The sequence below is a fragment of the Pseudoalteromonas sp. S3260 genome, from assembly GCF_005886925.1.
Classification (GTDB): Bacteria; Pseudomonadota; Gammaproteobacteria; order Enterobacterales; family Alteromonadaceae; genus Pseudoalteromonas; species Pseudoalteromonas tetraodonis.
On sequence record NZ_PNCV01000074.1, the window covers coordinates 22,497 to 38,141 of the forward strand.

Consider the following 15,645-nt stretch of genomic DNA (forward strand, 5'->3'; position numbering starts at 1 on the left):
AGAATCAACCATGACTTTTTTAGACGGTTAAATCATCAGGCAAACGCCTTAATATGCTTATAAACCCTGATTTTGACAGTACAGTACATATGTCCATTGCAAATTTAACCTACTGATATTAGAGAACTTAATGAGAGATAAAATAATCGCAGCAACGCTATTGGTGATCATGGTGTTAAATTTTTTTGACGTGATCATGGATTTAAAATTAGGGGTGCCGCAGTGGCATATTTTTACTGAGAGCTTAATTGTGATTATTTCTGCCTTGGGTGCTCTGTATTTAATTAAAGATATTAACGCGCGAACTAAAAAAATTATTAACCTTAAGCGCGAATTACACAGTTCTGTGACTCAGTTAAACAACATATCGCAGGAAATGAAAGACGCGCGTCATCAATACAGTGGTGTTATACAAACGCAGTTTTCTCAGTGGACACTCACTCGTAGCGAGCAAGAAGTCGCGATGTTATTACTTAAAGGCTTAAGCTTTAAAGAAATAAGCGCACTAAGAAACACAAAAGAAAAAACCGTACGCCAACAAGCATCAGACATCTATAGTAAAGCCGATGTAGAGGGCAGACATGAGTTTGCCGCATGGTTTTTAGAAGACTTTATGCAACAAAGGCACTATCCGCATTCAAGCTCAGCCATTAACTAATGCAGTGACTATCGCATATACTTGCGCGCTATTTTAGTCAGCGTTAAGCTAACGCTTTATTTTCGTCATTATGGTCTATGTGCTCTATAGCCCGCAAAGATAATTCAACGTAAAGGTTTAATATGAATAACAGTACCTACCCTATTGGCAACCCTGGTGAAAAGTGGAATAACAATCATAAACTCCAATGGCTTGAAGCCCAGAAAATTAAACGTAGTTATAACGATGAAGTATTAACGCTAATTAATGAGCTAAAAGATACGCTTGTTGTAGAGCAATATGGTGAACTTAATTATGCTCAAAACAGTTACCCTTTGTTTGCATTAAAAACCCAACACTTTGATAAAAATAAACACACAGTGCTAATCACTGGCGGCGTACATGGCTACGAAACCAGCGGAGTACACGGTGCGTTAAGGTTTGCAAAAACATTGGCAACTCAATACGCAGAGAAATTTAATCTGGTGATTACTCCCTGCATTAGCCCATGGGGTTATGAAACAATAAACCGCTGGAACCCAGAGGCGATTGATCCAAACCGTTCTTTTTATGAAGGCAGCCCAGCGCAAGAATCTGCATTGGTAATGAATTATGTGCAATCTTTAAATACTGATTTAATCGCGCATATCGATTTGCATGAAACCACTGATTCAGATAACAGTGAATTTCGCCCTGCACTTGCAGCGCGCGAAGGTAAAATAAATACTAATTGGAATATACCAGACGGTTTTTATTTAGTCGCTGACAGCAACAAACCAGAGCCTGCTTTTCAAAAAGCTATTATTGAATGTGTTGAAAAGGTCACACACATCGCTCCAAGCGATGAAAATAAACAATTAATTGGTGTACCTCAAGAACAATTTGGGGTAATAAACTATGCAGCAAAAGAGTTAGGTTTATGCATGGGGTTATCTGATGCAACCTACGTTACAACCACGGAAGTTTACCCAGATAGTGCAACGGCCAACCCTGAAGAGTGCATATTAGCGCAAGTTGCGGCAATTTCGGGTGCGTTGGACTACATTATTAATAAGTAATAGTTATGGTATTCATCAGCACATAGTAAGGTGCAGACAAAGGAGCGGCTATTGGAATTTAAAAATAATTACGGCAGTTACAGTTTTTATGTTGAGGGTAATATTGTTATTGCGCAATTTAAAGGCAACTTAAACCCTGAGTTATTAAATCACTTTAAAGCCGCTCTGTTAGACACCATTACAACGTTTAAACATCAACCTTGGGGCTATATTAGCCACTCGCCCGACGTTGTGGCCGCCACCCCTGACGCTGAAAAAAATATGATCGATGTTAGCCAAACAATGGGGATAAATAATTGCATAATGAGTGCCTTTATACTCACCTCTCCCATAGCCATAAGGCAACTACAACGTATTATGCACAGTTCAAGCCGTGACGCTCATTTACAAGAATGCTTGTTTGATGACTTGCCAAGCGCTAAGGCATTTATAAAAAGTCAGCTTACCTCAGCCGAGTAAATCAATTACACGACCGAGGTATAGTCAACGAAAAACCAAATGGGCTAGTTTTTATAAAACTGACTCTCTTTAGTAATTGAAATGCTATTGTCCTCTTGTGCGGTAATTTTAAACTGTAGCTTACTCACCTTCGTGGGTATATCATATCCATCGGCAGTAACCGTTACAGGAACACTTTTCATCAACCCTGGCTCTACCAACACAGCGTTAGGACTTTGCAAGCTCGCACCTTCTAACCCACTAATTGAAATAGAATAATGCAAAGGTTGCTGCGTTTTGTTAATGATGGTGAGTGTATAAGGGTTTTCTACTAACCCTTCATAATTTACCCGATACAGTGCGTTTCTGTCTCTTAGGACTGAGGCTTCGATAGGCGTACGTTGTAGCATCCAAGCAAACATAGAAATAATTAACAGCGCAGTTAAAGCGCCATAGCCCACTAACTTGAGCCTAAATGGATTAGTTTTTTGCCCCGCCATTTGCTTTTCACTGGCGTATTTAATTAAGCCTTTTTCGTAGCCAAACTTATCCATGGTATCGTCACAGGCATCAATACATAAGCCACAGTTAATACATTCATATTGCAGTCCATTGCGAATATCAATCCCAGCAGGACATACTTCAACACATAAGTTACAGTCTACACAGTCACCTAAATTAAGCGCTTTAGGATCGGCTTTACGTTTACGTGGACCGCGGTTTTCACCTCGTTCGCTATCGTAAGTAACCACCAGCGTGTCTTTATCAAACATCACTGATTGAAAGCGCGAATACGGACACGCCACTGTACACATTTTTTCTCGTAAAAAACCTGCGTTGCCATAGGTACAAAATGCAAATAAAAACACCCAAAAACTGGTGATCCCAGACCATTCAAAATTAACCATTTCTAGGTATAAGGTTCTAGCTGGAATAAAATACGCTAAGAAAGAAGTGGCAGTTAAGAGTGAAATAACCAGCCATGCACTGTGCTTAGTAATTTTTTTACGCCACTTGGTAATATCCCATGGGCTTTTATCAAGCTTAATACGCTGGTTACGCGTCCCCTCAATACGTTGTTCCACCCAAGAGAACATCAACATCCAAATTGTTTGCGGGCAAGTATAGCCGCACCACACACGGCCAAGCCAATTGGTCACAAAAAATAACGCAAACGCCCCCACCATAAATAGCATGGCGAGAATCATAAAGTCTTGAGGTAGTAAGGTTAGGCCAAAAATAGTAAACTTTTGGGTGGCGACATCCAATAAAACCGCTTGCTGACCGTTATATTGAATCCAAGGAATGGCGATAAAGCTGAGCATTAGCAACCAACCTAAATTACGGCGTATACGCTGAAAAAACCCTTTTTGCTCGCGTATATAAATTGGCCCTTCTTCTTTGTAGGGCTTAATGATCATGTCTTCTTCTTTAATATCAAACTTCATGTTACTTACTTAATAGTGACGGGTATTAAGTACGATTTTGCAACTTTCAGACCACAGTGAAAGTTAATTTAACTTATTGATATTAAATGATTATACACATAACACCAAAGCGAAAATTCGCGACATTTAACGACATACACGATATATCGCGAGTTAACGAGTACGATGCACTGCTAATTTTCGCATTTTTGAGCGAAGCGTACTCTCTGGTAAGCCCAACTTATTTGCCGCGCCTTGTTCGCCTGCAATTTTCCAGTTACATAACATCAGTACGGAGATGATATGCTGCCTTTGCGCCTCATCCAGTGTAAGCGTTGGGTTAACAGCACTCGCATCACCGGCTTTTAGCGGCTGACTTAACTGCAGTGTGGGCTGTGTAGATAAAATAGCTTCTCGCTCTAACACGTTTTGCAGCTCTCTGATATTGCCGGGCCAGTCATAGGCTTGTAGTTGCCTAATAGCTTTGTTACTTAACCCCTGTAATTGCTTACCTAGCCGCTTGTTTATTTGCACAATTAAGTTTTGACATAAATAAGGTATATCTTCTTTTCGCTCTTTTAGTGCTGGCACTTTGATAGGAAACACGTTTAAACGATAATATAAGTCCATTCTAAACTGCCCTGCTTGTACCATTTCCCACAAGTTACGATTGGTTGCAGTAATGATACGAATATCAACTTTTAGGGTTTGGCTGCCCCCTACTCGCTCAAATTCGCGCTCTTGTAATACTCGTAATAATTTACTTTGTGACTCTAACGGCAGCTCTGCCACTTCATCTAAAAATAAAGTGCCCTTATCAGCAAGTTCAAAACGCCCTTTACGTCGCTCACTTGCGCCGGTAAACGAGCCTCGTTCGTGTCCAAACAACTCCGATTCTAATAAGCTAGGGGTAAACGCCGCACAATTAACTTTTATAAACGCCTGCTCATTGCGCTTGCTTAATCTATGTAAGTTACGTGCCACCAGCTCTTTGCCAGTACCGTTTTCACCAAGTATCAACACCGTACTGTCGGTTTCGCTCACTAACTGTATTTGCTGCAACATACGTTGAAATACATCACTGCGCCCTACTAGCCCTGAGTCTTGCCAATCTTGATTTAGCTCGGCAGTAAGGTAGTCGTTTTCATCTTTGAGCTGCTCGCTTAAATGCTTTACTTGCGCTAAAGCATCTTGGAGCGCGGTTTGGGTTCGCTGCTGCGCTGATATATCGCGAAAAACGGCTACGGCTCCGATAAGCTGGCTATTTTTATAAACGGGCGTGGAGGTATATTCAACAGCAAAAGCGCTGCCATCTTTACGCCAAAATACTTCGTTTTTAACCTCGCGGCGTTTACCATCAAACATGGTGCAGTAAATTTGGCATTCATCGGCAGGGTAAGGCGTGCCATCTGCATGACTGTGATGATGATATTGATGTATTTTTTTACCCAGCAATTCATCGGCTGTCCAACCCGTCATTCGCTCAGCCGCTGGATTTACAAACACCGCATTACCAGATAAATCAAATCCGTATATGCCCTCACCTACCGCATTAAGTAATAAAGTAGGATCGTTTAAAAAGTTTTTTATCATTGCAGACCTCGCGAAATATCGCGAGTATTATGCCAATTCTCTCCTGCTTTAGCACCTAGTAATGGCTAAATAATGCCTTAATATCTATTTTTGCTTCTAGTCGTGCTGCAATTAAATACAAGCCCGCTAGCTTACGGTGAATAAACAACGCATCAACAGGAGGCGTATGCCATTGCTGCGACTGTGCACTTAACTGCAAGCCAGCATCTTTAATATTGCTAGCAAGCGCGCTGTTTTTAAAATCAAACTCGCCGTGATAACGCAGTGGCTCGCAGGCCATTAAAAATAAATCAATCACTTTTTCTTTGTAATTGTCTTTGAGCGAGTCTTTAAAATAGCCAATATCGGTGGCGGCATTGAGCACCCCCTCACGATCGTTATTACTACCAGCTTTAAATAAAGCTAGATAGGCATTACTTAGTGCTGGGGTAATTTCTCGTGTGGCACCAAAGTCAAATAATACTATTTTTTGTGATTCAGGTTGGTAATGAAAATTTGCAAAGTTAGGGTCGGTTTGGATTAAATTAAAGACAAACATTTCTTTAAAAAATAAATCAATCAGTTGCTCAGCAACCCGACTTCGCTCTGATTGTGGTAAATATGTAATGCCCTCTATAGACTTGGCATCTACATACTCCATAGTTAGCACTTGCGCAGTACTGTGCTGGGGATACACGCTAGGGACTTTGAAATGCGCGTTATCTGCTAACAGGTTTTTGTAACGTGCTAAATACTCAGCTTCTCGAGTGTAGTCGGCCTCTGCTAATAGCTGTGCTTTGGCTTCTGCCACTAAGGGTTTAATATCCAGCTCTTTAGGTAATAACCGCGATAAGGTAAGTAAAGTGATCACGTTATCTACGTCACTCACTACACTTTTTGCGATTCCAGGGTATTGAATTTTAACTGCCAGCTGCGCGCCATTTTCTTTATAAGCTAAATGAACCTGACCAATGGACGCCGCCGCAAACGGCCTAAGCTCAATATGAGAAAAACGCGATAACCAATCCTCTCCCCACTGCTCTTTTAGTACACTGACCAGTTGTTTGTGTGGCATCGGGTTGGCATCGGAGCGCAATAAAGACAGTAATTGAGCAAGTTCGGGAGTTAATAAGTCGCCCGCATCCATTGAAAGCAGCTGCCCAAGTTTCATTGCCGCACCGCGCAGGTGTGAGAGTTGAGTGGCTAGGTTTTCAATATTTTTAGGCTGAAGCAATAAGCTTTTATTATCCCAGCCTTTACCAGAAAGCGCACTTTTAGCTCCGCCCACTAACATATTCGTGGCGACGCCAGTGGCTAATGAGCCTAACTTTGCAAAACGTGAAAGTCGAGATGTGGGAACGGATCGCTCATTAGCCATAATTAACCTAATCTATTAATAATAAGGTCAACTAATACGTTTTATTACGCCTATTGGATCTAAATTATAACCGAGGGACTAGCTTAATAGCGCCTTCTACTACTTTTAAATCTAAAGGTAAATTACTTAATAATGCCATTTTAGGATCGTTCATATTTAACTTATAAACGGGGTTAACGGCTAAAAAAGCATTCATTACATCCATGGCCTCGTTATCCAGCACTTCTAAATTACCTTTAAAGCCACCGGCATCAATGCTTGAGTCGAGTAACTTAACATTACGTAAAAATACCGCTTTTTTCTCGCTGTCATAAAAAGGAGTGCCCTGTATTTGCAGCTTTAAGCGCACTGGGTACTTTAATGCAAAAGCATTAATCTCGGCGCTAGAATCTGCACCTAATAAAACATAATCACTATTATCTGGGCCAATATTAACGCTTAAATCATTCACATCAAACTGCACAGGTAAGCCCATCAGGCTAACTTTTTCACTTAATTTAGGTAACTCTTTATTTAGTAACGACTCAACCTCTGAATTTGTAAATGAATAAACCGAAATACCCTGCGTACTGTTACAGGCAGTTAAAAATAGTAGTGAAATAAAAACAAAAATTTTCATGCAAAACCCTATTAGTTAATCGTATAGGCAGTAAGTAGCCATAATAAAAAACCGCTTTAATAGCGGTTTTTTTATTTTAGTTGATAAAAGTTAATTTACAGCAAAAATAACTTTTAACCTTGCTAGTGTGTCAGCTGTGACTGAACCCTCGCTGAGTGCTAATAACTGCTTTAAATAATAATTTAAATCAGCGTGTTCGCCACGGTGCTTATCATCAAGCATGGCTACTTGCTCTACCATTCTTTGCGCTGAGTTTTGCGAACTTACGCTCGCAAGTATTTCCATGCGCGTTAACAGCTGCTCACAGCTCAATGCTGTTTTAACTGCACCATTAAATTGGCTCGGGACTGGCTCGTTGTTCTCAAGTGCAACAAATAAAGCATCTAAATTAGCTTGCTCATTTTTAGCCGCTAAGCCTGTCAGTTTTTCATCTATGGCTGATAACAAAGCAGACACTTTAGAGGTTAACGATTTAAACTGTGTATACCCTTTAACTTTGGTTTGTAAATCAAGTAATTGGGCTTTACCTTCTACACTATTTAATGCTGCTTCAAGCTCATTCAGAACAGTTGTTGCCAGCTTATCTGACTCGCTTTGTTCGCGCTTTTGCTGTTCAAACTCTTCGCTTCGTTTAGTGAAAGTTGCATCATTAAACTGACGGAATTTTTGCCACAATGCGTTTTCAGCTTTTAAGCCTGCAAACCCTATGGTTTGCCACTGTTGCTGTAACTGCTTTAGCTGTTGGCAAGCATCTGCTAAATTATCGCTTTGTGATAATTGCTGTGCTTGTTCAACGAGCTCATTTTTAAGTGCGGCATTGCCTTTATGAAACGCGTTAAGTGACGCTACAACCTGTTGCTGCTCTGCCTTATAACGCTCGTTCAACACGCGGTATGTTTTCGGGTCAACTTTACCCACACTTCGCCATGCCTTTTGCAAACGATTATAGTTGCTTTCTAGTTGTTTCCAATCTAAATCAGCATCCCCTGTCGCTTGTAAATGCAATGCATGCATATCAGCAATCAATTGCTCGCGCTCTGCTTTTGCTGCTTCACGTTGCACTTCTTGCTCAGCGAAGTAGCTGCGACAAGGGGCAAATAAAAGCTCAATTTTTTCATCAAACTCGTTGCCCTGTTGTTTCTCTTGCTCTGTATCAAGGCGTCCTAGCTCGTTCCAACGCTTGCGAAGTACTTTAACTTGATCAGCACGCTGTTGTGGATCGTTACACGGCTCATCAACTAACGCTGTTACTTCTTCTAAAAGTGCTGCACGTTTTGGTGCGGCCGCATATTTTTGCCAATCTTTAGCATCGGCTAATTGCGCTTCTAGGTCTGCTTTTAAATTAACAAGCGGTTGTTGATATTTTTCGGTCAATTCGTTAAATAACTCTTCGAACCCTTTAAATACACCAAATGCAACATTAAAGCGCCCTTCTTCAATTAAACGTTTAACATCACGTGCCTTACGTTTAGCTTGGCTCTGGGTTTTTTCAAGCGGCTTAGTGAGTTCGGTCATTGCAGCTAAAAATTGCTTTTTATGCGCATTAAGTTGGGTTTTAAATGACGCTTGTAAATCATTGCTAAGTACATCTAAATGGCTGCATGCCTCTTTAAATGTGTGATTAAAGGCAGTTAGTTGTTGATCGTAATCACTGAGCTGCTCGGCGGGTTTTATTTCGCACAGCGCACTGTAAGCAATTTTATATTCTTTAATCGCCGCGGTTAGCTCAGGTAACTTGGCTACTTGTAAAAATAGTTGCTCAAGCTTATTAATCACTTGTTTTGATTGCTGATCAGCCATCAATTGCGTTTTATCTAGTGTGTCTTTTGCTTGTGCTACTTTTGCATTAAGCCAATCTTGCTGAATTTGCTCTGGGGTTTCTAATCCAAGTTGCAATGCATTTTCAATTTCTTCACTTAATGCTTCTAACGTAGCTAACGCTAACACTTGGCGCTGTTGCTGCGCTAAACGTTGCTGCTCTATTTCATGTTGCGCTTTTAAGGTTGCAATGTGTGCATCGAGCTTATCGGTAATTGATATATATTTAGCATCAAGGGTTTTAACATGTTCTTCACTTAGCCATTTTAATTCAAGAGCTTGCCACTGCGCAATGAGTTCTGCAGCTTGTGGGTCAACAATGGCGTAGTCATTTTTATCACGCAATGCATTAAGCTTTGCTAAAATAACACGGGTTGCGTTTTCAACTTGCGATGGCATTTCAAGCGCTAAACGCTCGCTTTCAAGATGACTCTCTAGCGCAACTTTGGCTTCACCTTGAGCATGCTTTAACAGTGCTTTAGTTAGCTGCTGAGTAATGACTAAATCAACTAACTGTTTTTGCAGCTCTTCGTTTGCTTCTTTAAAGGCTTTTTCAATCAGTTTAGGGTTAGCTAGACGTTTTAATAGCTTAACTCTCACTTGCAATTCTTTTTCAGCAAATGCTAGTTTTTCAAGGGTTTTAACCGGTGCAAAGCGTTCAATGTACTCATTTTTAATCTGCGCCGATAAGCTACTTTCACTGTTTAATACAGCCGATGAGATTTGTTGTTCAGCAATATCTTTCAATGCCTGATCTTGTTTGTAAGCTTTCCACCACAGTGGTAAGTGGTTTACTTTTTGCAGTGCTTTACGACGAATTTCAGCCGATGAGTCTTCAAGGGCTAAAGTGCTTAAAATTGTTACGTCACGTGCCACATCAAGTTTCTCAATCGCATCTAAACGAACTTGTTGCTTTGGGTGTTTCCATTTTGGTGTAAAAAGGTGTTTAAAGATCATTTTCACTGAACCTAGCTATTTCGTTATCTGATTTGAATTCTTTTTGTAGTTGCGCTTTGGTTTTTTGGATCATTTCTCCATTTGCACCAATGGTAAACTGCTCGTTTGATTGTGCTACTTTTGCTTGGTACAACATCACTAGTTGCACTGTTTGTTGCTTTTGCTCATCTGATAAAGGCGTGCCATCTGGCCACTTTCCCGTTGCCGCGCCATACTGTAAGCGCTCAAATAATTCTGGAGTAATATTCTGTACTAGGTTGTCAATATTCATGTCATTTTTTCTTTTTCAGAGTCACTAAAATAATACGGTTAATAAGGTACCAAATACAGCCAATGCCAATGGCCGAGGTATACGCATACCACTGAAGTGTTTTTTCTTGAGGTTGTAGGAAGTACAAACAAAAGAAGCCACCTAAAAATAAGATCAGCGCTAAAAAGGAGTGGTTCATAAACATTTGCTGCTTTTTAATTCGCTGCTCACGTTGAAGTTGTTGAACTTGCTCGGCATTTAATTCAGCAACGTTACTTTGGCAATGTGGACACTGCGAATGTTTATCTGAAATTGATTTTGCACATTTGGGGCAACGAATAATCGCCATACATCTCTCTCCATACTACGCATAAAAAAAGCGCCTTTCGGCGCTTTTCATTGTACTTGTTTTATTGCTCTTTGTCTTTTTTGAATTTAACCCAATAGATGATATTAGGTTATTGGGATCTGTTTATTCAGCGTCTTTTGATTGCTTTTCAAGGCGTTTTTCCCAGAAGGTAGCGTTTTTAATCCCTAACTTAACGGGATCAAATATGATTTTGCCACCTTTTTTCTTTTGTTCTTCATAATCACTCAAACATGTTAAGGCCGGTTTAGCGACAAAGAAAATGGCTAATATACCCAATATGTTGATCCACGCCATTAAGCCAACGCCTATGTCGCCAATAGTCCATATATAACCGGAACTGTTAACCATGCCGTAGGCTACCATAAACATAATCATAAGTTTTACCACTACAAGCGGAATACTTCCTTTAAAGTAGCGATTTAAGTACGCGATATTCGTCTCAGCAATGAAGTAATAGGCCAGTATGGTGGTAAAAGCAAAGAAGAATAAAGCGATACCTACAAACGCTTCGCCAAAGCTACCAAATACACTAAACAACGCCATTTGGGTGAATGCTGCTGATCCCACTTCAGTTGCCGCATCCACATTTTGGATTATAAACTGCCCTTCTGGCAAAGTACCGACTACATTGTATTGCTGCGTCATTAAAATCATTAATGCCGTTGCTGTACATACAAAAAGCGTATCAACATAAACAGAAAAAGCTTGCACTAAACCTTGCTGTGCAGGGTGATCAACTTCTGCCGCCGCCGCCGCATGAGGACCTGTACCTTGACCTGCTTCATTAGAATAGATACCACGCTTAACACCCCAGCCAATTGCAGCGCCAAAGCCTGCTTGAGCTGTAAATGCATCACCAATAATAAGCGAGAAAATGCCTGGTACTTTGTCTATATTTAAAAATACGATAATTAAGGCCAATACGATGTAACCAAGCGCCATAAATGGCACTACAATTTGCGTAAAATTAGCAATGCGCTTTATACCACCAAAGATAATAAACGCTAAAACGATTAGAATAATGGCCAACGCAACCAGTTTAAAACTACCTACGTCACCAAAACTTGTAGACACCATAGTGCCATCGCCAAATACTTGAGTGAATGCGTTGCCCACAGCATTTGCTTGCACGCCCGGCAGGAAGACCCCACACGCTATAATTGCCGACACAGCAAATAATACAGCCAGCCACTTTTGCCCTAAACAACGATCAAAATAATACGCTGGACCACCGCGGTATTGGCCGTCTTCTTCTAACTTATAAATTTGACCTAATGTTGATTCTGCGTATGCAGTACTTGCACCTAAAAAAGCAACAACCCACATCCAGAAAATAGCGCCAGGGCCACCAAAACCAATTGCGGCTGCCACACCGGCAATATTACCAACCCCTACTCGGCCAGATAATGAAACAGCAAGAGCTTGAAAAGATGAAATTCCTTTTTCTGAGGTGTTAGGGCTAAATAATAGCTTACACATTTCTTTAAAATGTCTAACTTGAGCAAATCGAGTTAGTACGGAGTAAAATAAGCCTGCGCCTAGGCATAAATAGATGAGTGCATCACTCCAAACAACATCATTAACGGCGCTTACAAAAGCTTCCATGAACATCCTCACAGTTATATTTATTATTATTAATTACCATACTCTGCTACTCAGAATACCTGACATAAGCTTTACGAAATAAGGGGTTAATCTTTTCCGTTTTTCTTATTGTTCAATCGATATTAACTTAAGTGCCCAACCTTGTTAACAGTTAATTTTCAAAACAACTTATTGTTTATTTATATTGAGCCTGCTAAGACAAGGTTTAACTAAGTGCAAATTGATTTAGACTATATGGTATTAAATCTGTCGAGAAGGTGTATTGAAACGTTTTAGTGCTGTGGTGGGTAAATGATTCTTATTTTTTGGTACGGTTGGTTTAGCTAAAAGTAAAAAGGGTATCAATATTATTGATACCCTTTGAAACAAACGTTTTATCTTAAGTTGTCTACAACATTAACAATGGCTGCTAAAGTATCTTGTCCAAATTGATATGAACGACGATCTGACCAACCATAATCTGGATCGGGTAAGTCATTATTATCTTTAAATGGCATTTCTACTGTGTAAGTCAGTGCTTTAAATTCTTCTGCTGTCGCTGATGAACCTACTGTTAAGTTAGCTTGACCTGGTTCGTCTTTATCGTAGCCATGCGTATCTTGAAACTCTGGAGTAATAGTTAAAAGCGCGGCTTTAAAGCTATCTTCTAGGCCTTTTAGGCGTGCATCATAGCTTGGTATGCCTTCACTACCGGCAACAAAGTTATATGGAATGGCTTCATCACCATGAATGTCTAGGTGCATGTCTAAGCCGGCTTCGCGCATTTTATTAAGCACTAAGTAAACTTCTGGGCTGTTTTCCATGCTGGGTGTTTGCCATTCACGGTTTAAATTAACCCCTTTAGCATTAGTACGTAAGTGACCACGTGCACTGCCATCTGGATTCATGTTTGGCACGATATAAAATACCGCTTTTGATAGTAACGCTGCTGCATGAGGGTCTTCATCATCAAGTAGCTTGTGTACTAAGCCTTCTACAAACCACTCTGCCATTGTTTCACCTGGGTGTTGACGAGCAGTGATCCAAATTACTTTTTTATCGGCGCTTGGCTGACCAATTTTAAGCACGCTCATGTCACGCCCATCAAGCGTTTGACCTAGTGTTTCTAGTTGGCAAATTTCTTGGCTTTGCGCCCATGCTAATAAGTCTAAATGACGATCGTAGCTGTAAGGTGCAAAGTAGGCGAAGTAAACGCTGCTGCACTCAGGCTCAAGCTCAAATGTTAATGTGCCATTTTCATACGAAGACGGTACACGGAACCATGTTTGACGGTCGTATGAAGCAACAGCTTGGTAGTCTACCCAACCATCAGGGTATGCAGACTTATCAAGATTATTAATATTTAACTGATGAAGTTGATAAGGCGTTGTTTCAAGGCGAAAGTGAAACCACTGATAAAACTCAGACTGGTGATCTTTATTAATTTCTAGCTGAATATTTAACGGATCGGTGGCTTCAATAACTTTAATATTACCACTGTCGAAATTGCTACTGATTTTCATTACAACAAACCTATTAGTTAACTGTGTGTCTTTGACTAAGGCATTTAGCCAAGAGGTAAATACGTGTCACTGCACTTTAAAAGTGTATAAACGCGTACCCAATTTAATAAAGCGTACCATAACCGCTTCACTTTAAAAATCTTCAGGCCTAAAAAAGCCAGCAAGTGCTGGCTTTTCTTAATTGCTCATATGTTTATCGAGGTAAACTTGGGAATGAGACTTCTGCCATGTCGCGCATACAGCGAACTACCTGACAGCTATAACCAAACTCATTGTCGTACCATACGTAAAGTACTACGCGGTTATCATCAACAATCGTTGCTTGAGAATCAACAACACCTGCGTAACGGCTACCCACTAAATCGGTAGAGACGATTTCAGTTGATGCTGTGTAATCAATTTGATCACGTAGGTCTGAGTGAAGTGCTGTTTCACGTAAAAACGCATTAAGCTCTTCAACCGTTGTGCTCTTTTCAAGGTTCAAGTTTAAGATAGCTAACGATACGTTTGGTGTAGGTACACGGATTGCGTTACCTGTTAGTTTACCTTCAAGCTCTGGTAATGCTTTAGAAACCGCTTTCGCAGCACCTGTTTCAGTGATAACCATGTTTAGCGCCGCAGCACGACCACGACGTTCCGCTTTGTGGTAGTTATCAATTAAGTTTTGGTCATTAGTGTACGAGTGAACCGTTTCAACATGGCCATTCTTAATACCAAACTGATCGTTTAATGCTTTAAGTGTTGGCGTAATCGCATTGGTTGTACAGCTTGCTGCACAGACAATTTTGTCTTCCGGTAAAATATCTTGGTTGTTTACACCGTAAACGATATTTTTAATATTACCTTTAGCAGGCGCTGTTAATAATACTTTTGCAGCCCCTTTAGATTCTAAATGCTGACCAAGGCCGGCTTCATCTTTCCAGATACCTGTGTTATCAACGACTAATGCGTTTTCGATGCCGTAGGCGCTGTAATCAACTTCACTTGGCGAGTTAGCGTAGATAACTTGAATGTAGCTACCGTTAGCTTTAATAGCATTACGTTCTTTATCAATAGTAATTGAACCATTGAACGGACCGTGGATAGAGTCACGACGTAATAAGCTTGCACGTTTCTCTAAATCGCCATCTTTACCGCCACGCACAACAATAGCGCGAAGGTTTAAATCGGCATACGGGCCTGATTTTTCAATTAATAAACGCGCTAATAAGCGACCGATACGACCAAAACCGTAAAGTACAACGTCACGTGGTGCTTTTGGTTTAGAGTCAACAATTTCAGCAAGTTCATCTTTAACAAACTCTTCTACTGAACGACCATTCGCTGCATCTGTGTATAAATAGCTGTATGCTAATTTACCAATATCGATACGGGCAGAATTTAATTCCATTTTGCTGATAGCTTCTAAGAATGGGAAGCTTTCACGTAGGCGCAGTTTAGTCCCTTCAAATTGAGCTACTGATTTGTGAGACTTGATAATATCAATAGTGCTTGAGTTTACTAATGGACGGCCGTAAACAGCGATTTCAATACCACGATTACGGTACAATTTACCAATAATTGGTTGCATGCTTTCAGCGTAATCTTGACGTTCTTGCCAGCTACTTGTGTATTCTAACTCGTGAGATGAGGTCATTTTTTTTACCTAATTAAACAATTTTGAACGGATAGCCTAAGAATGCATCGAATTTTGAGAGCAACGCATTCCCTCGGGCAGGTCTATTCTAATTTAATCTCATTTTATTCTCTACTGTTAGAGACTAAAGTTTAGGCTAGAATAATACTATATGAGGGTCTGTTGACCTTTGCGGATTAAAATTTGTTCAAACTAGGGACAATTTAATCGCGGCGCGAGGTTTGTAACCTAGTGGGCTAAGTCAAAACCGAGCAAAGCGGCCGCGTCCTGCTCACGCCCCGTACCTACCTCCATGTAGGCAACAAAGAGTAAATCGCCCCGAGGCAGAACCCGTCGGGCAGCGCCTGTTTGGCATTGATGCTGCGGTATCGCCGATTT

At 40.5% G+C, this 15,645-nt stretch carries 13 protein-coding genes; 3 read left to right on the forward strand and 10 right to left on the reverse strand.

Going from position 1 to position 15,645, the window contains the following annotated elements; genetic code table 11:
* Positions 1–130: 130 nt before the first annotated feature.
* The 3 genes from CWC14_RS12825 (at position 131) to CWC14_RS12835 (ending at position 2,154) form a co-directional block, all read left to right on the forward strand.
* Positions 131–658, forward strand: a complete 528-nt coding sequence (locus CWC14_RS12825) for a helix-turn-helix transcriptional regulator (RefSeq protein WP_013464615.1) — start codon at positions 131–133, stop codon at positions 656–658.
* Positions 659–780: 122 nt separating this feature from the next.
* Positions 781–1,695: a M14 family metallopeptidase gene (locus tag CWC14_RS12830; RefSeq protein ID WP_138563207.1), complete on the forward strand. Its 915-nt coding sequence runs from the start codon at positions 781–783 to the stop codon at positions 1,693–1,695.
* A gap of 51 nt (positions 1,696–1,746) precedes the next feature.
* The gene (locus CWC14_RS12835) at positions 1,747–2,154 is read left to right on the forward strand and encodes a hypothetical protein (RefSeq protein ID WP_138563209.1); all 408 of its coding nucleotides are present in this window, start codon (positions 1,747–1,749) and stop codon (positions 2,152–2,154) included.
* Positions 2,155–2,198: 44 nt separating this feature from the next.
* On the opposite strand, the gene ccoG is transcribed toward CWC14_RS12835, so the two are convergent.
* The 10 genes from ccoG to CWC14_RS12885 form a co-directional block, all read right to left on the reverse strand.
* The gene (gene ccoG, locus CWC14_RS12840; protein WP_138563211.1) at positions 2,199–3,581 is read right to left on the reverse strand and encodes a cytochrome c oxidase accessory protein CcoG; all 1,383 of its coding nucleotides are present in this window, start codon (positions 3,579–3,581) and stop codon (positions 2,199–2,201) included.
* A gap of 153 nt (positions 3,582–3,734) precedes the next feature.
* On the reverse strand, positions 3,735–5,153 hold the full coding sequence (locus CWC14_RS12845) for a sigma-54 interaction domain-containing protein (RefSeq protein WP_138563213.1): 1,419 nt from the start codon (positions 5,151–5,153) through the stop codon (positions 3,735–3,737).
* 55 nt (positions 5,154–5,208) lie between these two features.
* Complete coding sequence (locus CWC14_RS12850) at positions 5,209–6,510, reverse strand: ABC1 kinase family protein (RefSeq protein WP_138563215.1); 1,302 nt, start codon at positions 6,508–6,510, stop codon at positions 5,209–5,211.
* A gap of 64 nt (positions 6,511–6,574) precedes the next feature.
* Positions 6,575–7,129, reverse strand: a complete 555-nt coding sequence (locus CWC14_RS12855) for a YceB family lipoprotein (protein ID WP_024601178.1) — start codon at positions 7,127–7,129, stop codon at positions 6,575–6,577.
* Positions 7,130–7,219: 90 nt separating this feature from the next.
* Positions 7,220–9,904 carry a DUF349 domain-containing protein gene (locus CWC14_RS12860; protein ID WP_138563217.1) on the reverse strand — a complete coding sequence of 895 codons (2,685 nt, stop codon included), beginning with the start codon at positions 9,902–9,904 and terminating at the stop codon, positions 7,220–7,222.
* Positions 9,894–10,175, reverse strand: a complete 282-nt coding sequence (locus tag CWC14_RS12865; RefSeq protein WP_013464607.1) for a YeaC family protein — start codon at positions 10,173–10,175, stop codon at positions 9,894–9,896. Before CWC14_RS12865 ends, CWC14_RS12860 begins: the two co-directional genes overlap by 11 nt.
* 1 nt (position 10,176) lies before the next feature.
* Positions 10,177–10,503, reverse strand: coding sequence for a hypothetical protein (locus tag CWC14_RS12870; RefSeq protein WP_013464606.1), 327 nt, complete (start codon positions 10,501–10,503; stop codon positions 10,177–10,179).
* A 123-nt stretch (positions 10,504–10,626) separates the two neighbouring features.
* A complete protein-coding gene (locus CWC14_RS12875) occupies positions 10,627–12,129 on the reverse strand; it encodes an alanine/glycine:cation symporter family protein (protein WP_138563219.1) in 1,503 nt (500 codons plus the stop codon).
* A 374-nt stretch (positions 12,130–12,503) separates the two neighbouring features.
* Positions 12,504–13,631, reverse strand: coding sequence for a M14 family metallopeptidase (locus CWC14_RS12880; RefSeq protein WP_013464604.1), 1,128 nt, complete (start codon positions 13,629–13,631; stop codon positions 12,504–12,506).
* Positions 13,632–13,824: 193 nt separating this feature from the next.
* Positions 13,825–15,267, reverse strand: coding sequence for a glyceraldehyde-3-phosphate dehydrogenase (locus CWC14_RS12885; RefSeq protein WP_013464603.1), 1,443 nt, complete (start codon positions 15,265–15,267; stop codon positions 13,825–13,827).
* Between the last annotated feature and the right edge of the window lie 378 nt (positions 15,268–15,645).